Source organism: Frankia sp. RB5 (assembly GCF_059816245.1).
The window spans coordinates 1-15,648 of sequence record NZ_JCBATA010000105.1; the positions used below are offsets into that span (position 1 = coordinate 1).

The window sequence follows — 15,648 nt, forward strand, 5'->3', positions numbered from 1 at the left end:
ATTTCTCCCGCCTGGACGGACAGTAGTCGGACAACTTCCACTCTCCGGCTGGTTCGCCGGACTTTCTCTTAAACGCGCGCGACGGAACATTCCCGCAATTCACGTAAAATAACATTGAAAATGCTCAGTGTGTCAGTGTGCCACGAGGCGCTGGGTTCGGACGGAGGTGGAAGGCCACCGTCGCCTCGCCGTCGTGACGGTGACGATGCCCTGGCCGTCGCGGACGAAGGTCGGTGCCGGGCGGTGTGGCGCAGCAAGTGGGAGGGTCAGGTCGCCGTCGCGGCCGAAGGTGAGGTTGGTTTCGGCCGCGACGGCCTTGAGATGTCGTAGGCGCCGCGGGTGGACAGTCGCCCGCGGCGGCGGTTGAGGAACAGCGCCGGGCTGTCGGCCGCGCCGGGCCAGGACGCGCGTGCGGTGGTCCAGTCCTCCAGGGCGATGCGCAAGGTGGGGGTGCAGCGGGGCCCTCGCGGTAGCGGCCGCCCTTGCCAGCCTCGCAGCCGCGCAGGCCGGCGTAGCAGCCTATGTAGGCCAGTGCCTTTGTCGAGGATGGCCATCCGTCCTTTCTCTCGGGGGACCTGTTCGCCTGTTGTAGTGGGACGTCTCTACTACTAGCTAGAGGGTAGCCTCCGCAACGTGGGCAGGCCAGCGATTCACGACATCGACACCCTGCTCGACGCCGCCGTCCAGCTCGTCGCCGAGCACGGCCCGGTCGGAGTGACGATGTCCGCGGTCGCCCGGGCTGCATCCGCCTCCAGCGGCTCGGTCTACCATCGCTTCCCCGACCGGCCGGCCCTGCAGGCCGCCCTGTGGACGCGGACCCTCACCCGTTTCCAGACCGGCCTGATCGCCGCCATGAACACCGACCCGCCCCGCCGCGCGGCGATCGCCGCCGCCCGGTACGTCGTCGAATGGTCACGTGCTCACCCCGCAGAGGCGCGGGTACTGCTCGCCGGAGCCCGCGAGTTCGGCGCCTCTACCTGGCCGTCCGCCGCCGTCCGCGCGTCCGAGCAGGCCCAGAAGAGGCTGGAGGCCGCCTTCCGCGGTCTGGGCGGACGCCTGGGTGACCCGGTGGCTAGCGAGCCGAACCGGCTACTGATCGCGCTGGTGGATCTGCCCTACGCGACGGTGCGTCGCTACCTGTCCGCCGGAAAACCCATCCCGCCCGACGCGGCAGACCTGGTCGAACAAGCCGTCGCCGCGCTCCTCGACCAAGCGCGCAGATGACGTCCAGCTCGTCGAGCCTGACGGCATTCGGGTTGGTGGACCACAGCCCGGACATCGCCCCGGCGCTGATCACCATGCCGCAGGTTCCACTTCACGGTGCGTCCTCTCCTCTCCTGTAGGTAACGGTTGCGGAGCGGGCCCCTGCCACCGGTCCCGGGATAGTGACCCGAGCCGCGCGCTTCTACCGAAGGGCCAGCGAGCCGGAGCCGCCCAGAAGCCATGGACGATCGTCGCCGACTTCTCCGCCTCGTGTCCCTCGTCGCCTGGGCCGGTGAGCCCGGCTCGAACTCCTGTGGCCTGCGGTTCGCGAACAGCGACGATGAGCTGTGGTGGAACGGGCCCGGCACGGAGTGGGTCGAGATGATCGAGCGCGGCAAGGACCCCCCGATGCCGCACGAGGAGGCCCACACCGCCCTGTCGAATCTGGCGGCGTGGTTCGCCGGAGCCGTGAAAGTGCCGTCTACCCCGGCGGAGAGTGGCATCGACGCACTGGAGTTCCCCGGCGTCGCCTATCGCGCCGTCGAAGGACTGCCGGACGAGGTGCTGGCGATGCTGGGTCGCATGATCAGGTGCCGGCTCCACCTGCCCCTCGACGTCGCCGAGGTGGAGATCGCCAGGCGTTGGGTCGAGGACGTGCGGGCGACCGCGTGGCGCACCCTCGTCAGCGAGTACTCCGACCATTACGGCCGCGGCATGCCGCCGTCAGCCCAGCCCGGCTGGGGCCTCCGCGACATTCACGGCCAGTGGCCATCCGGGGCTTGACCGGCGCGGAGCAGTCAGTCGTCCCAGGCGTACCCGCCCACCCGGAAGGTGCCGTGGTCGCGCTCCTGGCGCCCGACTTCCCCGGATCTTGACGCGCGGTTGAGCGCGGTCCGGCATCGTGGTCGCCGTGGCCATTCGCAAACCGCAGCCCTTTGAGCCCAGTGCTCGGATCGACGACACGCTCGCCCTGTCCTACCTGCGCGCGGCGATGGATGCGCTGCACGATGTCGACCCCAACGCGCTGGACCCGGTGGGCAGGATGATGTACGCCCAGTCCGCCGCCGCGATCGCCACCGGCATCTACGCCCGGGACAGTGGCGCCGACCTGCACCGCGCGCAGGGCTACCTCCTGACCCTCGCCAACCGCAGGTAGGTGCCAGGGCCGTGCACACGGCCCACCGTGTCGCCGCCCCCTCGTCGCCGGCTGGCAGGACTTCTGAGGCGCGGCCCGGGAGCTCGACGTCTGGGGTTCGTGCGGCCCGCGCATGGGCGTCGCTCCGGCGCACACCGGGGGCCCAGCCCGTCAGTAGCTTGCTTGAGCAGGTGGAGATGCCCACTGAGGACCCCAGCGGGAGCGCCAGGTCCATGATCGTGTCGTGTGTGCGGGAGTCCGCCTCAGTCGGTGAGATTGGCGAGGTAGGACTTGCTGACGTTCCAGGGGGTCAGCTCGATCCCGAAGGTGCCGTGGTCGCCGTCCTGGAGGTGGACGAGCTTGCCGGTCAGGTGGACGGTGTCGCCCTCGCGGAACGCCCCGGTGTAGGCGCCGAGGTAGGAGCGCAGGCAGGTGATGCGGTCGACGAAGGTCTCCGGCTCGTCGACGGTCGCCGAGAGAATGATCTGTGCTCTGATTCCGTACAGCGCGGGCGTGGCCAGGCCCTGGGAGTGGTCGGTGATCCGCGCGAGCAGGGTCATCTCGCCGATCTCCTTGGCGTACGTCCGGGTGAACGCGTGGTCGTCATCGGCGCGGATCGGTTCGCAGTTGATGTGTGCACGCACGCCCGGGTGAGTCCTTGGAACTTGCGGGCCTCGGCTTTGAGAAGCGCGTCGAAGCTGCTGCCGGCCATGTACTTGGCCCGGCGCAGGTAGAGCTGGGTCAGGTCGTCGCCGCGGTAGGGGAGGATCACCGTGGGGTCGGCGAACAGGTCGGCCGCGGCGGCGTAGCCGTCCGCGCCGTAGCAGACCAGGTCGATGTCGGAGCGGGCGGTGTGGCAGCCGACCATGAACGAGCCCGTGACACCGAACAGCTCGGTCTGTCCGCGCTCGACGATCCGCGCGATGATCGCCAGCAGGTCCGTTCCGGCGCGGGCCTCGCGCACCTGGGCGGGGTCGGCGGCGATCTCGGCGAGGGCGGCGCGGGCGGAGTAGTGGACGACGACGTCGTGGCGGGGCAGGCCGGTGATGATGCAGCCGAGGGCCGGCGAGTAGACGTAGCACTCGGGTCGGTCGGCGAGGATGCCGAACGACTTCGACACCACCGTGTTCTGCCGGTAGCGGCGGCCGAACAGGCGGCGGTCGCCGCGGTCGTCCGGGTGGTACTTGACGTAGCCCAGGTAGTGGCCGTCCGGGTGGATGTCGCCGATGACCTTGAAGATGACGCCGCGCCGGTCAAGCAGGTAGTCGCGGTCACGGACGGGCGGCGGAGGCAAGCCTGCCGGTGAACTCGGCGAACGTCGGGAAGGCAGCGGTGTCGATGGTGCCTGTGGACTCATACTGCTCCAGTCCTGTGGTGAACAGGGCCCGGCGGTACTGCCATTTGGCGTGCTTGTCTGGGCGGCTCTGCGCGGTTGGACGCATGAGCGCGAGGAAGAAGAAGCACTTCACCAGCAGGAACTCGCCCAGGTAGGGGGACAGTGCCGGGCCGCCGCCGGCGAGGCAGGCCTGGTCGAGGGCGGCGAGATAGGCGGTGCGCTGCGCGACGGTGAACCGGTAACCCTTGGCGCCACCCTTGAACGGCACGAGCTCGAGCATCGGGTAGACGTCGAAGCCCAGCGGTGCCAGGCCGTGATGCTGCCAGTCGATCACTGCGCGCTCGAACGCGTTGGGCAGCCCATAGTCCAGATGGCTCGCACACATCGGGACCGCGCCCAGCCGGTCCAGCGCCCGGGCGGCCAAGGCGTGGACGCGGGGGGTATCGAGGTCCGGGTTCTCGGCGTAGACGCTGTCGGTGAAGCCGGCCTTGGCAAGAAAGCCGGCCAGAGTGCCGTCGGCACCAGGCCCGGCGGCACGGGCCTGCGCGGCCAGCAGTCGGCTGGAGATCCCGGCGGCCAGGGCCGGCACCTCCGGGCCGACAAGCCCGTCGGGGGCGGTGTGCGTGACGGCCAGCTCGTGCAGCGACGTCGTGCCGACGCTGCGCTCGACGACGTAGTGCCGTCCGTCGTCGCCCTGGCCGACGTCGACGATCCGGGGGACCGGATAGCCCAGCTGAAGCACCTCGGCGAGGAAGGCCGCCTCGGTCACGAGCTCGGGACCGCCGGTTCGCATGAACAGCGTCCCGTCGGTGGAGCGCCAGACCGCGCCATCGTCGGCGGCGGTCCGGGCCTTGACGAACATCCACTCACGGTCGGTCAATACCGGATTCCCTCCGTAGTCTGCTTGTCGCATCGATGGTGTCCAATCATGGTATGGCAGTAGTCCGTCACGCCCAGTCAGTGGAAAACGTCACCGGGTGCCCCCAGGTTCTCCCGCACCCGCCGCCCGTCCGGCCCGGTGGTGGCGCGCGGGTTCTCCCGCCCCACTGCCGACCTCGCCGGGTTCCGCTACCGACTCGCGATCGATGGCCCATGACCGATCGCACGGTCTTCGTCAACGGGCCGGTCCAGAACGGCGCGTTCACTTTCGCCGGCCGGCCCGGCAAGGCCGCCAGCATCCGGCTCGCCGCCACGCTCAACCGGCTGTGCGGTGTCCGACCGGCCCTGCCGCACCTGTGGAACACTGTCACTCTCGCTGCAGACATGCGCTACCGCGCCCACACCGCCGGCAGTGCCGCCGCGTTCGGCCGGGTCCGGTTCGACGACGCGCTGATCACCGCGAAGTATCCGACCGGCCAGCGGCCCGAGGTCCTGACCGATGCCGGCGGCCCGACCACCGCCCTGGCCCTGGAGATGATCGACGACGCGCTGACGGCGGGCGCCCTGCAGGTCAGACTGATGGTGGTGCGCCGCTGTGCCTCCTGCGGCCACCTGGCCGGGACCGCCGACCGGCCGTGCCGGTCCTGCGGCCACGAACGCACCCGTCCCTGTCGTGGCCGCCACCTCGTCGCCGACCGGCGCGCCTGCGGAGCATCGCGGGCAACGTCCCGGACGCGCTTCTGCTCTCCCGCACCCGCGACCATGGCATCGCCCTCGATCAGTTCGGGCTACCCGGCCTCATGCGCGATCCTCGAGCGGGGCTGCACATCGCGGTCCTGGCGGCCGGCCGAGCCCGCGGCGCCGAGCGTGTCGTGATGGTCACCACCGCGAACGCCGCCGCGAACGTCGCGGCCTACGGCCAGCCCTTTCGCTCGCACGGGAGCACTCGCCTGCTCTACACCCTGCACGGCCGCATTCCGTACGACCACCTCGACGGTCTCGACTCCCGCTACACGGCCATCCACATCAGCGATCTGGACCGGGAGATGTTCCAAGCCCAGTTCCTGCCCCTGGCCAGCTGGAAGGACACTGGCGGCATCCCCGCCGGCGAGCTGCCCGCGCTGCTCAGCCGCTTCCACCGGGCCCGACGCGCTGCGCCCCCCGAGGTACCTCCGGCGATCCTGGACCACCTACGCGCCCGGATCCTCGCCGGCGACCGCCGCTGGGTCAGCGAGAAGGCGCCGCTGGCCGCCGAGCTGGCCGCGACCAGTCAGACATCGTGAGGGGCGGCAGTCACGGGCATGGGATCACTGCGCGCGCCGCCTTGCACGCCAGGAGCATTGGCGCCGTACTCCATGGCGCAGGACGGCCCCGATGACGAGACCACGCTCGGGGCGTGATCCAGCGATTGCGACTGACCCGAACGTGGGCCGACGACGTGCGGGCTACCGCGTGGGCATGATCTCGTTTTCCGGGTCGGCGCCAGCTACACCATCGCCAGCGTGTCCGGTGGGCGCACCGCGCTCGGCGCTGGCATCGACGTCCGCGGCGCTGCCGGTCGGTGCGGATGCCCGCCTGTTCGCGTTGATCCTGGCGGTGCGGGCCGCGCGCACCGGGTGGGCGAATGTGACCTGCCAGGATCTGCGCCGCTACGCCGACCCGCACGGGGTGCTCGACGAGCTGCTCGCCGGCGGCTGGATCAGCAGCGACGGCGACGATCCGCACCGGGTGGTCGATGCCGACCCGGCCGACGCGCTGCCCCTGCAGGCCGCCGGCCTTACCGGGTTGGTCGACCCGCCGACGGGCGAATTGATGCGCAGCCGCGTCTCCGGCTGGATCACCCGCACCAGCGCGGCGAAGCCGTTGAAGAAAGCCGACGCCGCCACCCGCCTGGCCGCTCTCGCCCTGGTCCTCGACGCCGATCCCACCACCGGCCGCGGCCACCTGCCCGACAGCCTGCCCGAGCAGGTCCTCACCGCCCTCACCCCGAAATGGATCGAGCTGCTTGATGGCGGCGGCTACCAGCTGAGCGACGCGGCCGCCGACACCCTGCCGGTCTACCAGCCCGTCCCGCAGACCTGGCCGCGCGCCGGCGGCCGCGCTCGGTTGGGCGAATGGCCCCGGTGATCGACGTGGGGCGGGCACCGTCGGGAGACATGCCCTGGTGGACGAGTCCGCCGCGCTCGGCGCTGGGACGGCCATCATCTGCACGCGTTCACCGCCGCCGGGGGGCGCCGTTCCTACGCCGACACCCCCGACGCCGACACCGCCACGCTGGATGCGCGCTCCTGCTCGACCTGGTGACCTCCGTGGCGGAGACTAGAACCGGGCTGCGGCCTGCTCATCGGCCGTTATGGCCCTGTCCCGGGCCCCGGCCTTGGCCTCCTGGGATCGGATCTGGTTCTGCGCCTGGGCTCGGGCCTGGGCTTGGATCTGGGCCTGGAGCTCGGCGTGATACCCGGCCGGTGCCTGAGCCTGGGCCGGTGCGGCGACGGCCGTCACTCCGACGGCCGCGCCCGCGAGAAGCACCGCGGCCGTCGAGGCTCTAACGAGGCGGAGCGACAGCCGAGCATTCTTTGTAATCATCCGAAGCATCGGACCTTCCGTGGCGGTGGGCCTGGTCGACGTGGAGCTGATGCGTGCTCCACGCGGTGGCGCGGTTCCCCTCGTGGGGAGGAGCCGGCATCAGAATCGCCCCGCCGCGCACCCGCCGCACAGTGCAGCGCTACACCCTCGCCGCCGCGGACGAGCTGGCCGCCGGCACCATCGACACGGTGCTCGCCACATCCGACCTGGAACTGGGCCTGGAGGCGCTGTTCGGTCGCCGCCGGCGACCGCACGCCTGACAGCCGCGCCGGCCGGACCGGGTTCGGCCGGCGCGCCCAGTCCGCGGCCGCTCACAACCAGCGCGACGGACGCCGATCACCCCGGTAGCGGTCGCGGCAGACTCCGGCCCCCAGGGGCCGCTGCCCGGCGCTCCGGGCCCTCGTTCCGGCGGGGCGCCGGCCGCGACTATCCAGCTCGGGCGACGTGTGACCGGCTGCGGTGCTGCTACCCGGTCGCGCGGCATCCGCAACCGACGCCCATCATGATCGCCGGCATGTTATGCCGGCCGATGTCACACCCGACGGTCCCGCCGGCGGCCGGTCACCAGCCATCGTCCTCGTGGCCGTCGTCGGTGTGGTAGTCGGGCACGCGGCGCGGGTCAGGGCCGGTGTCCCAGCCGTCGCCGAGGGCGACGATGTTCTCCTCGGGCCAGCGGTGGCGGTCCTCGGCGACGTACACCGCGCCAACGGGCACCCATCGACCCCACTCACGCCGGCTAATCATTGTTTTTTTCGCTGGAAGCCACGGGGAAGCCATCATCGCGACGCCGAGGATGGCCGTGGCGGGCGGGTGCTGCCCGTGGGGGTGCGGGCGGCGTTACCTGGCACTTCCTGACGGCTTCCTTACCGACACCCTAACAGCGTGAGAGCCCTCCGAGATCGATCTCGGAGGGCTCTCAGGTGGGGAAGCCACCCCCCAGAGCCCGGGGGGGTAGCTACTACTGCCTAACTGCGGCGACCACGACCGCCGCGACCCCCGCGCCGGCGCGCCAGCTGCGGCCGGGGTGAGAGGTCACCTTGTGACGCCAAAGGGGATGGTCGGATCTGTCATCACCGGTCAGCCCTCGGCGGGGCTTCCCCCATCTCCCGGCACGGGCGGTCATGCGGCGGATCGACGGCGCCGACCGTCGTCTGCGGGTGATCCTCGACCGCGGCGGGTCGTCTGATCGTCGTCATGACAGGCGTCACCGCCGCTACCACTCCACCGGTCACGGCGACCCCCAGCGTGGCCGACCCGCCGAGTCCGAGGAGCGGAGTGATGGCCGCGACGACCCCGCCGGCAGCGGCGAGCGCGGCGGCCAAGCGGGGGTGACGGCGGACGCATTGGTACAGCGCCAGGCCGAGGCCCGTGACGACGAGACCGCCCGCCATGAACAGGCCGATGGCTACAAGAGATGTCAAAGTCGTGCACGTCCTTTCGGGGCCTGACAGTCTTTGATCAACCGCTGTCAGGCCCCTGTTGCGAGGTGAGCCGACCTGCCGACAGCGGTACTCGTGGAAGAAGCTGTCGCCAGGACCGTGGACGCATTGATGCTACCCAGACAGATCGCGAGACTCGCTCCGCGCTATGTTTCTAGAACGTTTCCAGAAAGTTAATGTATGGGGAGTGACCTCTTACTTGTGTCGCGCGCTACTCTAAGTAGTTATTCGATCACTCGAAAACGTTTCCCCAGGTCATCGCAGACGCCACCACGTGGCCCGAATATACGCAAACCTCCGACAGGGAGAGCGTCGCTTGCCAGATGATCGCGACTCGAAGTATCAAAACGGCTGCACGGAAAATTCCGGAAGATCTTGGAAAAGTCGCCGCCACGAAGTCGATGTAAATCTTGCAATCCCCGGTGATGCCGACCGAAGAATGTGTGTGAATGCAGGCTGCGCCGACTCGATAGCAATTCTAATCGTGACGGAAAGCTGCCCATTCGTTGCGCCAACCTTGACCGAGGAGACCGTAACCCCAGGTCAGCATGGGTTACACTGGTCGGGATCGGGTTTCCCGGTCCGTGGTCGTGCCCCCTGTTGCGAGGTGAGCCGACGACGTTGGACGGGCCTCTCGGGGTGGAAGCCGAGGGGCCCGTCATCGTTTTGCCCCCTTCGTCATCGAGGATGAAGCACCCCCAGCCCTAGCCGCGCCCCGCCCGATGTGCGTGGTCATGCGCGGTGAGCTAGCTCGAAGAGCTCTGCAGGCCGGGACTTCTTCGTCTCTTACACCTGCGGCTGACCGCGCGTGGGCGGAATGGATCGACAGGCGGCTGGAAGACGCCGGCTACCGGGCGCTGATCCACAGGACTTGGCGCCCGCTCTCGATGTTTCTGGCGTGTGCCACCACGTTGACGACGTGGGCACGGGTGACAATAGGTAGGAATCTAGCTACCACGTGTACCAGAAGTTCACTGTGGGGCTCAGGAAACCGATCCTCGGTTTCCGCTGAAGTACCAGCATGATCCCCTGGTGCTGGTCGGCGGCGTGGGGCCTCTGGCGGACGTCGACGAACCCGGCTGGTCCCCCCCCCGGGGCAGCCCACCCTGCCCGTGCCACGTGGGGACTTTCGTACCGTCTCGGCGGCTCGCTCCACGGACACCAACCTGGCGGCCGGTTTCCCCACCAAGCTCCCCCGGACGGGGGGACCGGGGTACACACCGGGGGTCGCCGTAGCATCCGAGAAAGATCGGGCGGATATGGCGGTGATCCCGAGCTATCCACGGCGTCGGGGGCTGGAGAGCGTCTCGGTGGCCTGGTGCACGGCGGCGAGGCCTGGTTTGACGTACCGCTGGACGGAGCGCAGCGATTTGTGCCCGGTCTTCGCCATGATCACGTTGGCGAAGGTGTTGGGGTCGCCAAGGTGGGTGGCCGAGCTGTGCCGGAGCTGGTGGAGGCGTAGCCCGTCGCCGTACTGGCCGAGCAGGATCCGGGCCCGGTCGTAGCCGAGCCGGGCCCGGCCGGTATCCGGGCACAGGTCGCGCTGGTGGGTGGTCGCGCGCCGGTGCGGGCCGGGCCGGTGCGCGGAGAGGAACAGCGGGCCGCGGGTCCGGCCGGCGATGAGCCGGGGCAGCAGGTGGGCGGTGTCGGTACCCCAGGTGATCCACATCGTGTCACCGCCCTTGACGACGACCCGGGCCTGCTTGTTCGGCAGGTCCAGGTCCTCGATGTTGAGCGCGAGCACCGCCGAGGCCCTACTGGCGGACTCGTAGAGCATCCGCCACAGCGTCGTCTGACGTAAACGGCATGAGTTACCCAGCGTGAGACGTACTCTCCGTGCGTTGCATGTCACAAAATGTGTCGATGGCGAGGGTCGCACCGACCATCCGCTCCGCCATCCACCGCGGGGCCGTCACCAGGGGGCTCACATCGACCGGAAACGCTGCGAGGACGCCTACGCCGGCGTCGCCGCCGACGACATCCCCTCTGATACCGGCGATGGCCCTCCCAGCGACGAGTGGACGAACCAGGTGAAGACGTTCTTCACCGACAGTTGCTTGTCCGGCCTCCCTCGTCCCGTGCCTGGGGATCCCACACCATCCCCGGCCGGCAGCGCGCGGCCGCCGGCGACCGGTACCCCGCCCGCGTCGACGTCGGTGTCGGCCACGCCGGTGGCCCGTCCGGATCCGGGCCCGTCACTGACGCTTCACCCCGCGCCCACCGGCACCCCGGCGCCGAGCGGGTCGTAGCAGCCCGGCCAGACCGGCCAAGACCGACGCCAGCGGAGAGGTGCCGTGCCCGGTCGCGGGTCGGCGCGACCCGTGGACCATGGCGGACGCGTCCGGGTGCCGGTCAGGAGGTGGGGATGCCGCTGACGCCGAGTCGGTGGCCGAGCGTGATCCAGTTGGTGGCGATCGCGTGCTGGGCGTCGGTCAGGGTGATCTGGTGGGCGCACACAGCCCGTTTGGCGGCGTTCTCGACCGGGTCCTTGGCGTTGTGCAGGCCCTTCTCCGGCCACAGGTTCGCGATGGCGTCCGGGGCCCCGCCGAGCTCGAGGGAGATCAGATGATCGAGCTCGTAGTTGCCGGGGGTCGCGCCGGCGTAGTCGCCGTAGGCGGCGATCGCCTCTTTTTTGATCTTGTTGGTGATGGAGGTTGACGGGCGGATCGTCGCGGTCCATCCCGACGTGCAGATCGTGGCGCTGATGGTCGCCTGGGTCACTGCCGGGTTGGTCGCCCCTGGGGTGCACGCCGGGTCCGGCAGCTGGTTGCCGTCCCGGGCCTGGCAGCGACTCGGTAGTCGGTGGACACGGCCGACGGCGCGACCGGCCCGCCGCTGCCCGCGGCCTGCGACGCCCCGGCGGAGGTAGAGGTGCAGGCCGACAGGGTCAATGCCGCAACCAGCGTGAACAGGGCGATGTGCCGACGTGACATGACATTGGATTCTGCCCTGGATCAGGTGCCCCGACCGGTCTTCCGCCGGCTCGTCCAGGACGCCGGCGTCGTTCTCCCGGTGGCCCATCCCTCTGGCAGCGCGGACCATGGCCGCGAACAGCGCCGTGTGGACAAGATGGACCGCGCTCTTCGGCCGCCTCATCCGCAACGCGCCGCCTTCTTCGTGAAGCCCGCTCCCGCGGTGGGGCCGATGCCCACCGATCCTCCGCGGTCGCCACGACGGCCGACGCCGTGATGATCTCGGTGTCGGCGGTCAGCGCGCCGGCCCCGGAGTCGGCGCGGCCGTGAGGCCGGGGGCGTCGATGTCGGGGTGGGGAGCTGCTACCTGCTGAGCGCCTGATAGCGCTCGTTAGCGCTGTATAGTTGGGGTATGAACCTCAAGGAGTGGGCGGAGGTGCAGGGAGTCGGGTACTCGACCGTGCGCCGCTGGTTTCTTGAGGGCAAGCTGCCGGTGCCTGCCCGTCGGGTCGGTGGGCTGATCCTGGTCGAGTCGGCACCTGAGTCTGTGCCCGCCGGGCGGGTCGCGGTGTACGCCCGGGTGTCGTCCGCCGACCAGAAGCCCGACCTTGACCGGCAGGTCGCCCGTGTCGCCACCTGGTGCGGCGAGCAGAGCCTGCCGGTCGGCGGGGTTGTGACCGAGGTCGGTTCCGCGCTGGACGGCGACCGGCGGGAGTTCCTCGCGTTGCTGCGCGACCCGGCCGTGACCACGATCGTCGTCGAGCATCGCGACAGGTTCGCCCGGTTCGGCTCCGAGTACGTCGAGGCGGCGTTGTCCGCGCAGGGCCGGGAGCTGCTGGTCGTCGACCCGGCCGGGGTCGACGATGATCTGGTCCGGGACATCACCGAGATCCTCACGTCGATGTGTGCCCGGCTGTATGGCCGCCGCGCGGCGGCGAACCGGGCTGCCCGCGCGGTCGTCGAGGCCACGAAGGACGGTCCGGTGTGAAGACGATGCAGGCGTACCGGTTCGCGCTTGACCCGAACGACGCCCAGCTTGCCGGGCTGCGACGGCACGCCGGGGCGGCCCGGTTCGCCTACAACTGGGGTCTGGCGCTGGTGAAGGCCGCGCTTGCCCAGCGCGACGCGGAGAAGTCCTACGGGATCGACAGCGACCAGCTCACCCCAGTGCCGTGGACGCTGCCCGTCCTGCGGCGGGCCTGGAACGCGGCCAAGGACGATGCCGCCTCATGGTGGGCGGAGTGCTCGAAGGAGGCGTATTCGGCCGGGCTGGACCAGCTCGCCCGCGCGTTGAAGAACTTCTCCGACTCGAAGAAGGGTGCCCGCAAGGGCCGTCGGGTCGGCTTCCCCCGGTTCAAAAAGCGCGGGAAGACCCGGGAGTCGTTCCGCTACACCACCGGTGCCTACGGCCCGGCCGGTGACCTGCACGTCAGGCTGCCCCGGATCGGGCGGGTGAAGGTCCACGAGCCGATGAGCACACTCACCGGCCGGCTTGCCGACGGGCGGGCGCGGCTGCTCGGCGCCACCGTGTCCCGGACCGCCGGGCGCTGGTATGTCTCGTTCACCATCGAGGCCGAACGCGAGATCCCCGCCCAGCCCGGTCGCGGCGGCGCGGTCGGCGTCGACCTGGGCGTGAGGCACCTTGCTGTCCTCTCGACCGGAGAGCGGATTGCGAACCCGAAGCACGCCCGGCGGTCCGAGCGCCGGCTGCGCAGGGCATCCCGGGCCTACGCCCGGGCGAAGCCAGGAAGCGCCGGACGGCGCAAGCGGGCGGCCGCCCTCGGCCGGATCCACGCCCGGGTCGCCAACCAGCGTCGCGACGGCCTGCACACACTCACGACCCGGCTCGCGAAGAACCATGACGTGATCGTGGTCGAGGATCTCCATGTCGCCGGGATGGTCCGTAACCGGCGGCTCGCACGCGCCGTCTCCGACGCGGGGATGGCCGAGATCCGCCGGCAGCTCGCCTACAAGACCCGCTGGTACGGTTCGCGGCTGCACGTCGCGGACCGCTGGTACCCGTCCTCGAAGACCTGTTCCGGCTGTGGCTGGCGAAACCCAAGCCTCACCCTGTCGGATCGTACGTTCGCCTGCCAGTCCTGCGGGCTGGTGGCCGACCGCGACCTGAACGCCGCGGTCAACCTGTCTCACCTCGTCGCCGCCAGTACGTCGGAGACGGTAAACGCCCGTGGAGTCGACCAGAGGACCCCGCTTGCGGGGCAGGTGGCTGTGAAACAGGAACCGGGCACGGCCACGGCCGGTCAGACCCGGGGTGCCCCACCATTAGGTGAGGCGGCATGAGAACGCTATTGAGCGCCCTCGTGCAACGGTAGAGCTCGCGGTACGCCCCCCCTCTAGGTGCTCGGCGTAGTGCGCGCGACCGTCGTCGGTGAAGTGGTAGCGGTACTCCGGCCGGGACTGTGTCCAGGTCTGGTCGTTGCCGTACATCCGGTGCCGGTAGGTTACCGTGATCATCCGGTGCTCGCAGTGCAGGTAGGGCCTGTTCCCGTGCCGGCGGCGATGGCCGGCGTCGAGGTAGAGATGCGCGGTCGACGCGAGCCGCTCGGCGAGCAGGCCCGCCTCGCCGGCCCGGGCGACGGCGGCCATCTGCCGCCACAGCCACTCCGACAACGCCCACCGTGGCCGGGACGCCCGGGGAGACGGCGTGCCGGTGCCGACGCGGGCCGCTGCCCGGCCCGCCCGCGTCAGCCACACGTCGACCATGTCGCTGAGAACTCCGGGCATCGTCTCGGACTCGATCAGCCCACGGTCGCGCAACGCGGCGAGTGTCGCCCCCGCACCGCTGTCGTACTCCCCGGCGGCCCGTAGCTGGGCGGGCACCGGCGAGTACGCGCCGTTGAAGGAGACCCGCCGCCACTCCCGCGCCGGCCGCGGGTCGAACTCCCCCCGCGCGCCGCCGCGTCGGTGCTCGTCCTCGAGGGCCTGGTCGACGCCGAAGATCACCCGCAGGTAGGTGCGTTGCCGGTCGTTGAGACCCGCCCAGGCGTCAGCGGCCGCGCTCACGGCCGCGCGGTGTCGGTCGTGCCGCCGGGCGCCGGGCGAGCGAGCGCGTCGGTCACGGCGTCGCCTGCGTCCCATGACCGGCGTATCTGCCCGTAGATCTCCCCGACGCTGTCGTGCCGGGCCCGGCTGAGCGTGGCCAGCTCGTCGAGGACCGCGGTGGAGATCCGGTCGAACGCGGCGGAGGCCGCACTGACCCGCTCCCGCGCGGCGGCGATCTTCTCGGCGCTGCCGTCGCCCATCCGCGCTCTCAGCCGCCCGCAGCGAGCGCCTGATACTGCTTGATCCATCGGCGGTTGAGCTCGTCAGCTTGACGCTGGTGCCGCGCAACGACCGCAGAAATGCGGTCTGGCGCTTCGACACCGAGGAACTCCACGATCCCGCGGGTCAAAGCCACCATGTCATGTTCAAGATCCTCGTAGGACACCCGATGTGGACGAACACCGCAGGAGGCGAACCATGCTTCCCAGGCGGCGTTGTGCTGCTCAATCGTGTCCATGAGGCGCCGGATCGCCACAGCGTCGAAGGCGGGCTCCCGCCCGTTGCCGCTGTTGTTGCCGCTGATCTCACTGATTATCTCCGCGCATCCGGACACCGGATGAACACCACTTTTGACACCGCAAGATCGATGCTGGATTTCATGTCCACGAGTTTCGACACCGCAGCTTTGTGAGTTTGGTGCGACTCGTCTTGGTGCCGCGTGGCAAGCTCGTGTCCCGTTACGATCACCGGGTGGAAACGTGGCGATGGTGCCCGGATGGGCGTTTCTCGACCCGGGACTGTAACTAGTCAGCTATCTGATGATCGATAGTGGCTGGTGGTTACGCGGCTGCGGTGAGGAGCGGGAGTTCGGTGGGCAGCCGGGGATGGCCGTCGGCGAGGCGGCGGAGGGCGTCGAGCATGCTGATCCCGTTCTTGCGGGTGGTCGAGAGGTAGCTGCGCAGGGCGCAGAACTGTCTGGCTCCGGTGAGGGTGCGCAGGCAGCCGGAGACTTTCTGCCGCAGTTTGACCATGCGGATGTCGCGGTCGGGTAGCCCCGGCGCCTTGCAGCGCCGGGGCCCCCTCAGAACCGTGCGTGCCACTCGTCGCGGCACACGGCTCAAGCAAGCCCCGCAGGGCGTCTCGAGTTCTGGCTTG

At 70.0% G+C, this 15,648-nt stretch carries 20 protein-coding genes; 9 read left to right on the forward strand and 11 right to left on the reverse strand.

What is annotated here, in order from left to right:
- Nucleotides 1-633: 633 nt before the first annotated feature.
- The 3 genes from AC6EXY_RS32075 to AC6EXY_RS32085 all read left to right on the forward strand — a co-directional run bounded on the left by AC6EXY_RS32075 (nucleotide 634) and on the right by AC6EXY_RS32085 (nucleotide 2,359).
- On the forward strand, nucleotides 634-1,224 hold the full coding sequence (locus tag AC6EXY_RS32075; protein ID WP_499818856.1) for a TetR/AcrR family transcriptional regulator: 591 nt from the start codon (nucleotides 634-636) through the stop codon (nucleotides 1,222-1,224).
- A 219-nt stretch (nucleotides 1,225-1,443) separates the two neighbouring features.
- Complete coding sequence (locus AC6EXY_RS32080) at nucleotides 1,444-1,986, forward strand: hypothetical protein (protein WP_499818857.1); 543 nt, start codon at nucleotides 1,444-1,446, stop codon at nucleotides 1,984-1,986.
- Between the two features lie 127 nt (nucleotides 1,987-2,113).
- The gene (locus AC6EXY_RS32085) at nucleotides 2,114-2,359 is read left to right on the forward strand and encodes a hypothetical protein (RefSeq protein ID WP_499818858.1); all 246 of its coding nucleotides are present in this window, start codon (nucleotides 2,114-2,116) and stop codon (nucleotides 2,357-2,359) included.
- Nucleotides 2,360-2,601: 242 nt separating this feature from the next.
- Here the strand turns inward: AC6EXY_RS32085 and AC6EXY_RS32090 are convergent, their stop codons facing one another.
- Genes AC6EXY_RS32090 through AC6EXY_RS32100 form a run of 3 tightly spaced genes read right to left on the reverse strand, consistent with a single transcriptional unit; the run spans nucleotide 2,602 to nucleotide 4,554 of the window.
- Complete coding sequence (locus tag AC6EXY_RS32090) at nucleotides 2,602-2,898, reverse strand: hypothetical protein (RefSeq protein WP_499818859.1); 297 nt, start codon at nucleotides 2,896-2,898, stop codon at nucleotides 2,602-2,604.
- A complete protein-coding gene (locus AC6EXY_RS32095; protein WP_499818860.1) occupies nucleotides 2,895-3,632 on the reverse strand; it encodes a hypothetical protein in 738 nt (245 codons plus the stop codon). The genes AC6EXY_RS32090 and AC6EXY_RS32095 overlap by 4 nt, the downstream gene beginning before the upstream one ends.
- Entirely contained in the window at nucleotides 3,610-4,554 is a 945-nt protein-coding gene (locus AC6EXY_RS32100; RefSeq protein ID WP_499818861.1) for a phosphotransferase, read from the reverse strand. Before AC6EXY_RS32100 ends, AC6EXY_RS32095 begins: the two co-directional genes overlap by 23 nt.
- Before the next feature lie 212 nt (nucleotides 4,555-4,766).
- On the opposite strand from AC6EXY_RS32100, the gene AC6EXY_RS32105 reads away from it, so the two are divergent.
- The 4 genes from AC6EXY_RS32105 to AC6EXY_RS32120 all read left to right on the forward strand — a co-directional run bounded on the left by AC6EXY_RS32105 (nucleotide 4,767) and on the right by AC6EXY_RS32120 (nucleotide 7,399).
- Nucleotides 4,767-5,429, forward strand: a complete 663-nt coding sequence (locus AC6EXY_RS32105) for a hypothetical protein (protein WP_499818862.1) — start codon at nucleotides 4,767-4,769, stop codon at nucleotides 5,427-5,429.
- The gene (locus AC6EXY_RS32110) at nucleotides 5,429-5,836 is read left to right on the forward strand and encodes a hypothetical protein (RefSeq protein WP_499818863.1); all 408 of its coding nucleotides are present in this window, start codon (nucleotides 5,429-5,431) and stop codon (nucleotides 5,834-5,836) included. The genes AC6EXY_RS32105 and AC6EXY_RS32110 overlap by 1 nt, the downstream gene beginning before the upstream one ends.
- A 226-nt stretch (nucleotides 5,837-6,062) precedes the next feature.
- Complete coding sequence (locus AC6EXY_RS32115) at nucleotides 6,063-6,680, forward strand: hypothetical protein (protein ID WP_499818864.1); 618 nt, start codon at nucleotides 6,063-6,065, stop codon at nucleotides 6,678-6,680.
- A gap of 512 nt (nucleotides 6,681-7,192) precedes the next feature.
- Nucleotides 7,193-7,399 carry a hypothetical protein gene (locus AC6EXY_RS32120; RefSeq protein ID WP_499818865.1) on the forward strand — a complete coding sequence of 69 codons (207 nt, stop codon included), beginning with the start codon at nucleotides 7,193-7,195 and terminating at the stop codon, nucleotides 7,397-7,399.
- A 301-nt stretch (nucleotides 7,400-7,700) separates the two neighbouring features.
- On the opposite strand, the gene AC6EXY_RS32125 is transcribed toward AC6EXY_RS32120, so the two are convergent.
- From AC6EXY_RS32125 to AC6EXY_RS32140, 4 genes are all read right to left on the reverse strand, one after another.
- Nucleotides 7,701-7,853 (reverse strand): hypothetical protein, encoded by a 153-nt coding sequence (locus tag AC6EXY_RS32125; protein ID WP_499818866.1) that lies wholly within the window; start codon nucleotides 7,851-7,853, stop codon nucleotides 7,701-7,703.
- Nucleotides 7,854-8,209: 356 nt separating this feature from the next.
- Nucleotides 8,210-8,560, reverse strand: coding sequence for a hypothetical protein (locus tag AC6EXY_RS32130; RefSeq protein WP_499818867.1), 351 nt, complete (start codon nucleotides 8,558-8,560; stop codon nucleotides 8,210-8,212).
- A gap of 1,294 nt (nucleotides 8,561-9,854) precedes the next feature.
- Nucleotides 9,855-10,457, reverse strand: a complete 603-nt coding sequence (locus AC6EXY_RS32135; protein WP_499818868.1) for a tyrosine-type recombinase/integrase — start codon at nucleotides 10,455-10,457, stop codon at nucleotides 9,855-9,857.
- Between the two features lie 473 nt (nucleotides 10,458-10,930).
- Nucleotides 10,931-11,299 (reverse strand): hypothetical protein, encoded by a 369-nt coding sequence (locus AC6EXY_RS32140; RefSeq protein ID WP_499818869.1) that lies wholly within the window; start codon nucleotides 11,297-11,299, stop codon nucleotides 10,931-10,933.
- A 603-nt stretch (nucleotides 11,300-11,902) separates the two neighbouring features.
- Between AC6EXY_RS32140 and AC6EXY_RS32145 the strand changes: the two genes are divergently transcribed.
- Both AC6EXY_RS32145 and tnpB read left to right on the forward strand, forming a co-directional pair.
- Nucleotides 11,903-12,478, forward strand: coding sequence for an IS607 family transposase (locus AC6EXY_RS32145; protein WP_499818870.1), 576 nt, complete (start codon nucleotides 11,903-11,905; stop codon nucleotides 12,476-12,478).
- Entirely contained in the window at nucleotides 12,475-13,791 is a 1,317-nt protein-coding gene (gene tnpB, locus AC6EXY_RS32150; protein ID WP_499818871.1) for an IS607 family element RNA-guided endonuclease TnpB, read from the forward strand. Before AC6EXY_RS32145 ends, tnpB begins: the two co-directional genes overlap by 4 nt.
- Here the strand turns inward: tnpB and AC6EXY_RS32155 are convergent.
- From AC6EXY_RS32155 to AC6EXY_RS32170, 4 genes are all read right to left on the reverse strand, one after another.
- Nucleotides 13,774-14,514, reverse strand: a complete 741-nt coding sequence (locus tag AC6EXY_RS32155) for a hypothetical protein (RefSeq protein WP_499818872.1) — start codon at nucleotides 14,512-14,514, stop codon at nucleotides 13,774-13,776. The genes tnpB and AC6EXY_RS32155 overlap by 18 nt on opposite strands.
- Nucleotides 14,511-14,753, reverse strand: a complete 243-nt coding sequence (locus AC6EXY_RS32160; RefSeq protein WP_499818873.1) for a hypothetical protein — start codon at nucleotides 14,751-14,753, stop codon at nucleotides 14,511-14,513. The genes AC6EXY_RS32155 and AC6EXY_RS32160 overlap by 4 nt, the downstream gene beginning before the upstream one ends.
- An 8-nt stretch (nucleotides 14,754-14,761) precedes the next feature.
- Nucleotides 14,762-15,106 carry a Stf0 family sulfotransferase gene (locus tag AC6EXY_RS32165; protein WP_499818874.1) on the reverse strand — a complete coding sequence of 115 codons (345 nt, stop codon included), beginning with the start codon at nucleotides 15,104-15,106 and terminating at the stop codon, nucleotides 14,762-14,764.
- 226 nt (nucleotides 15,107-15,332) lie between these two features.
- Entirely contained in the window at nucleotides 15,333-15,524 is a 192-nt protein-coding gene (locus AC6EXY_RS32170) for a hypothetical protein (protein WP_499818875.1), read from the reverse strand.
- Nucleotides 15,525-15,648 lie beyond the last annotated feature (124 nt).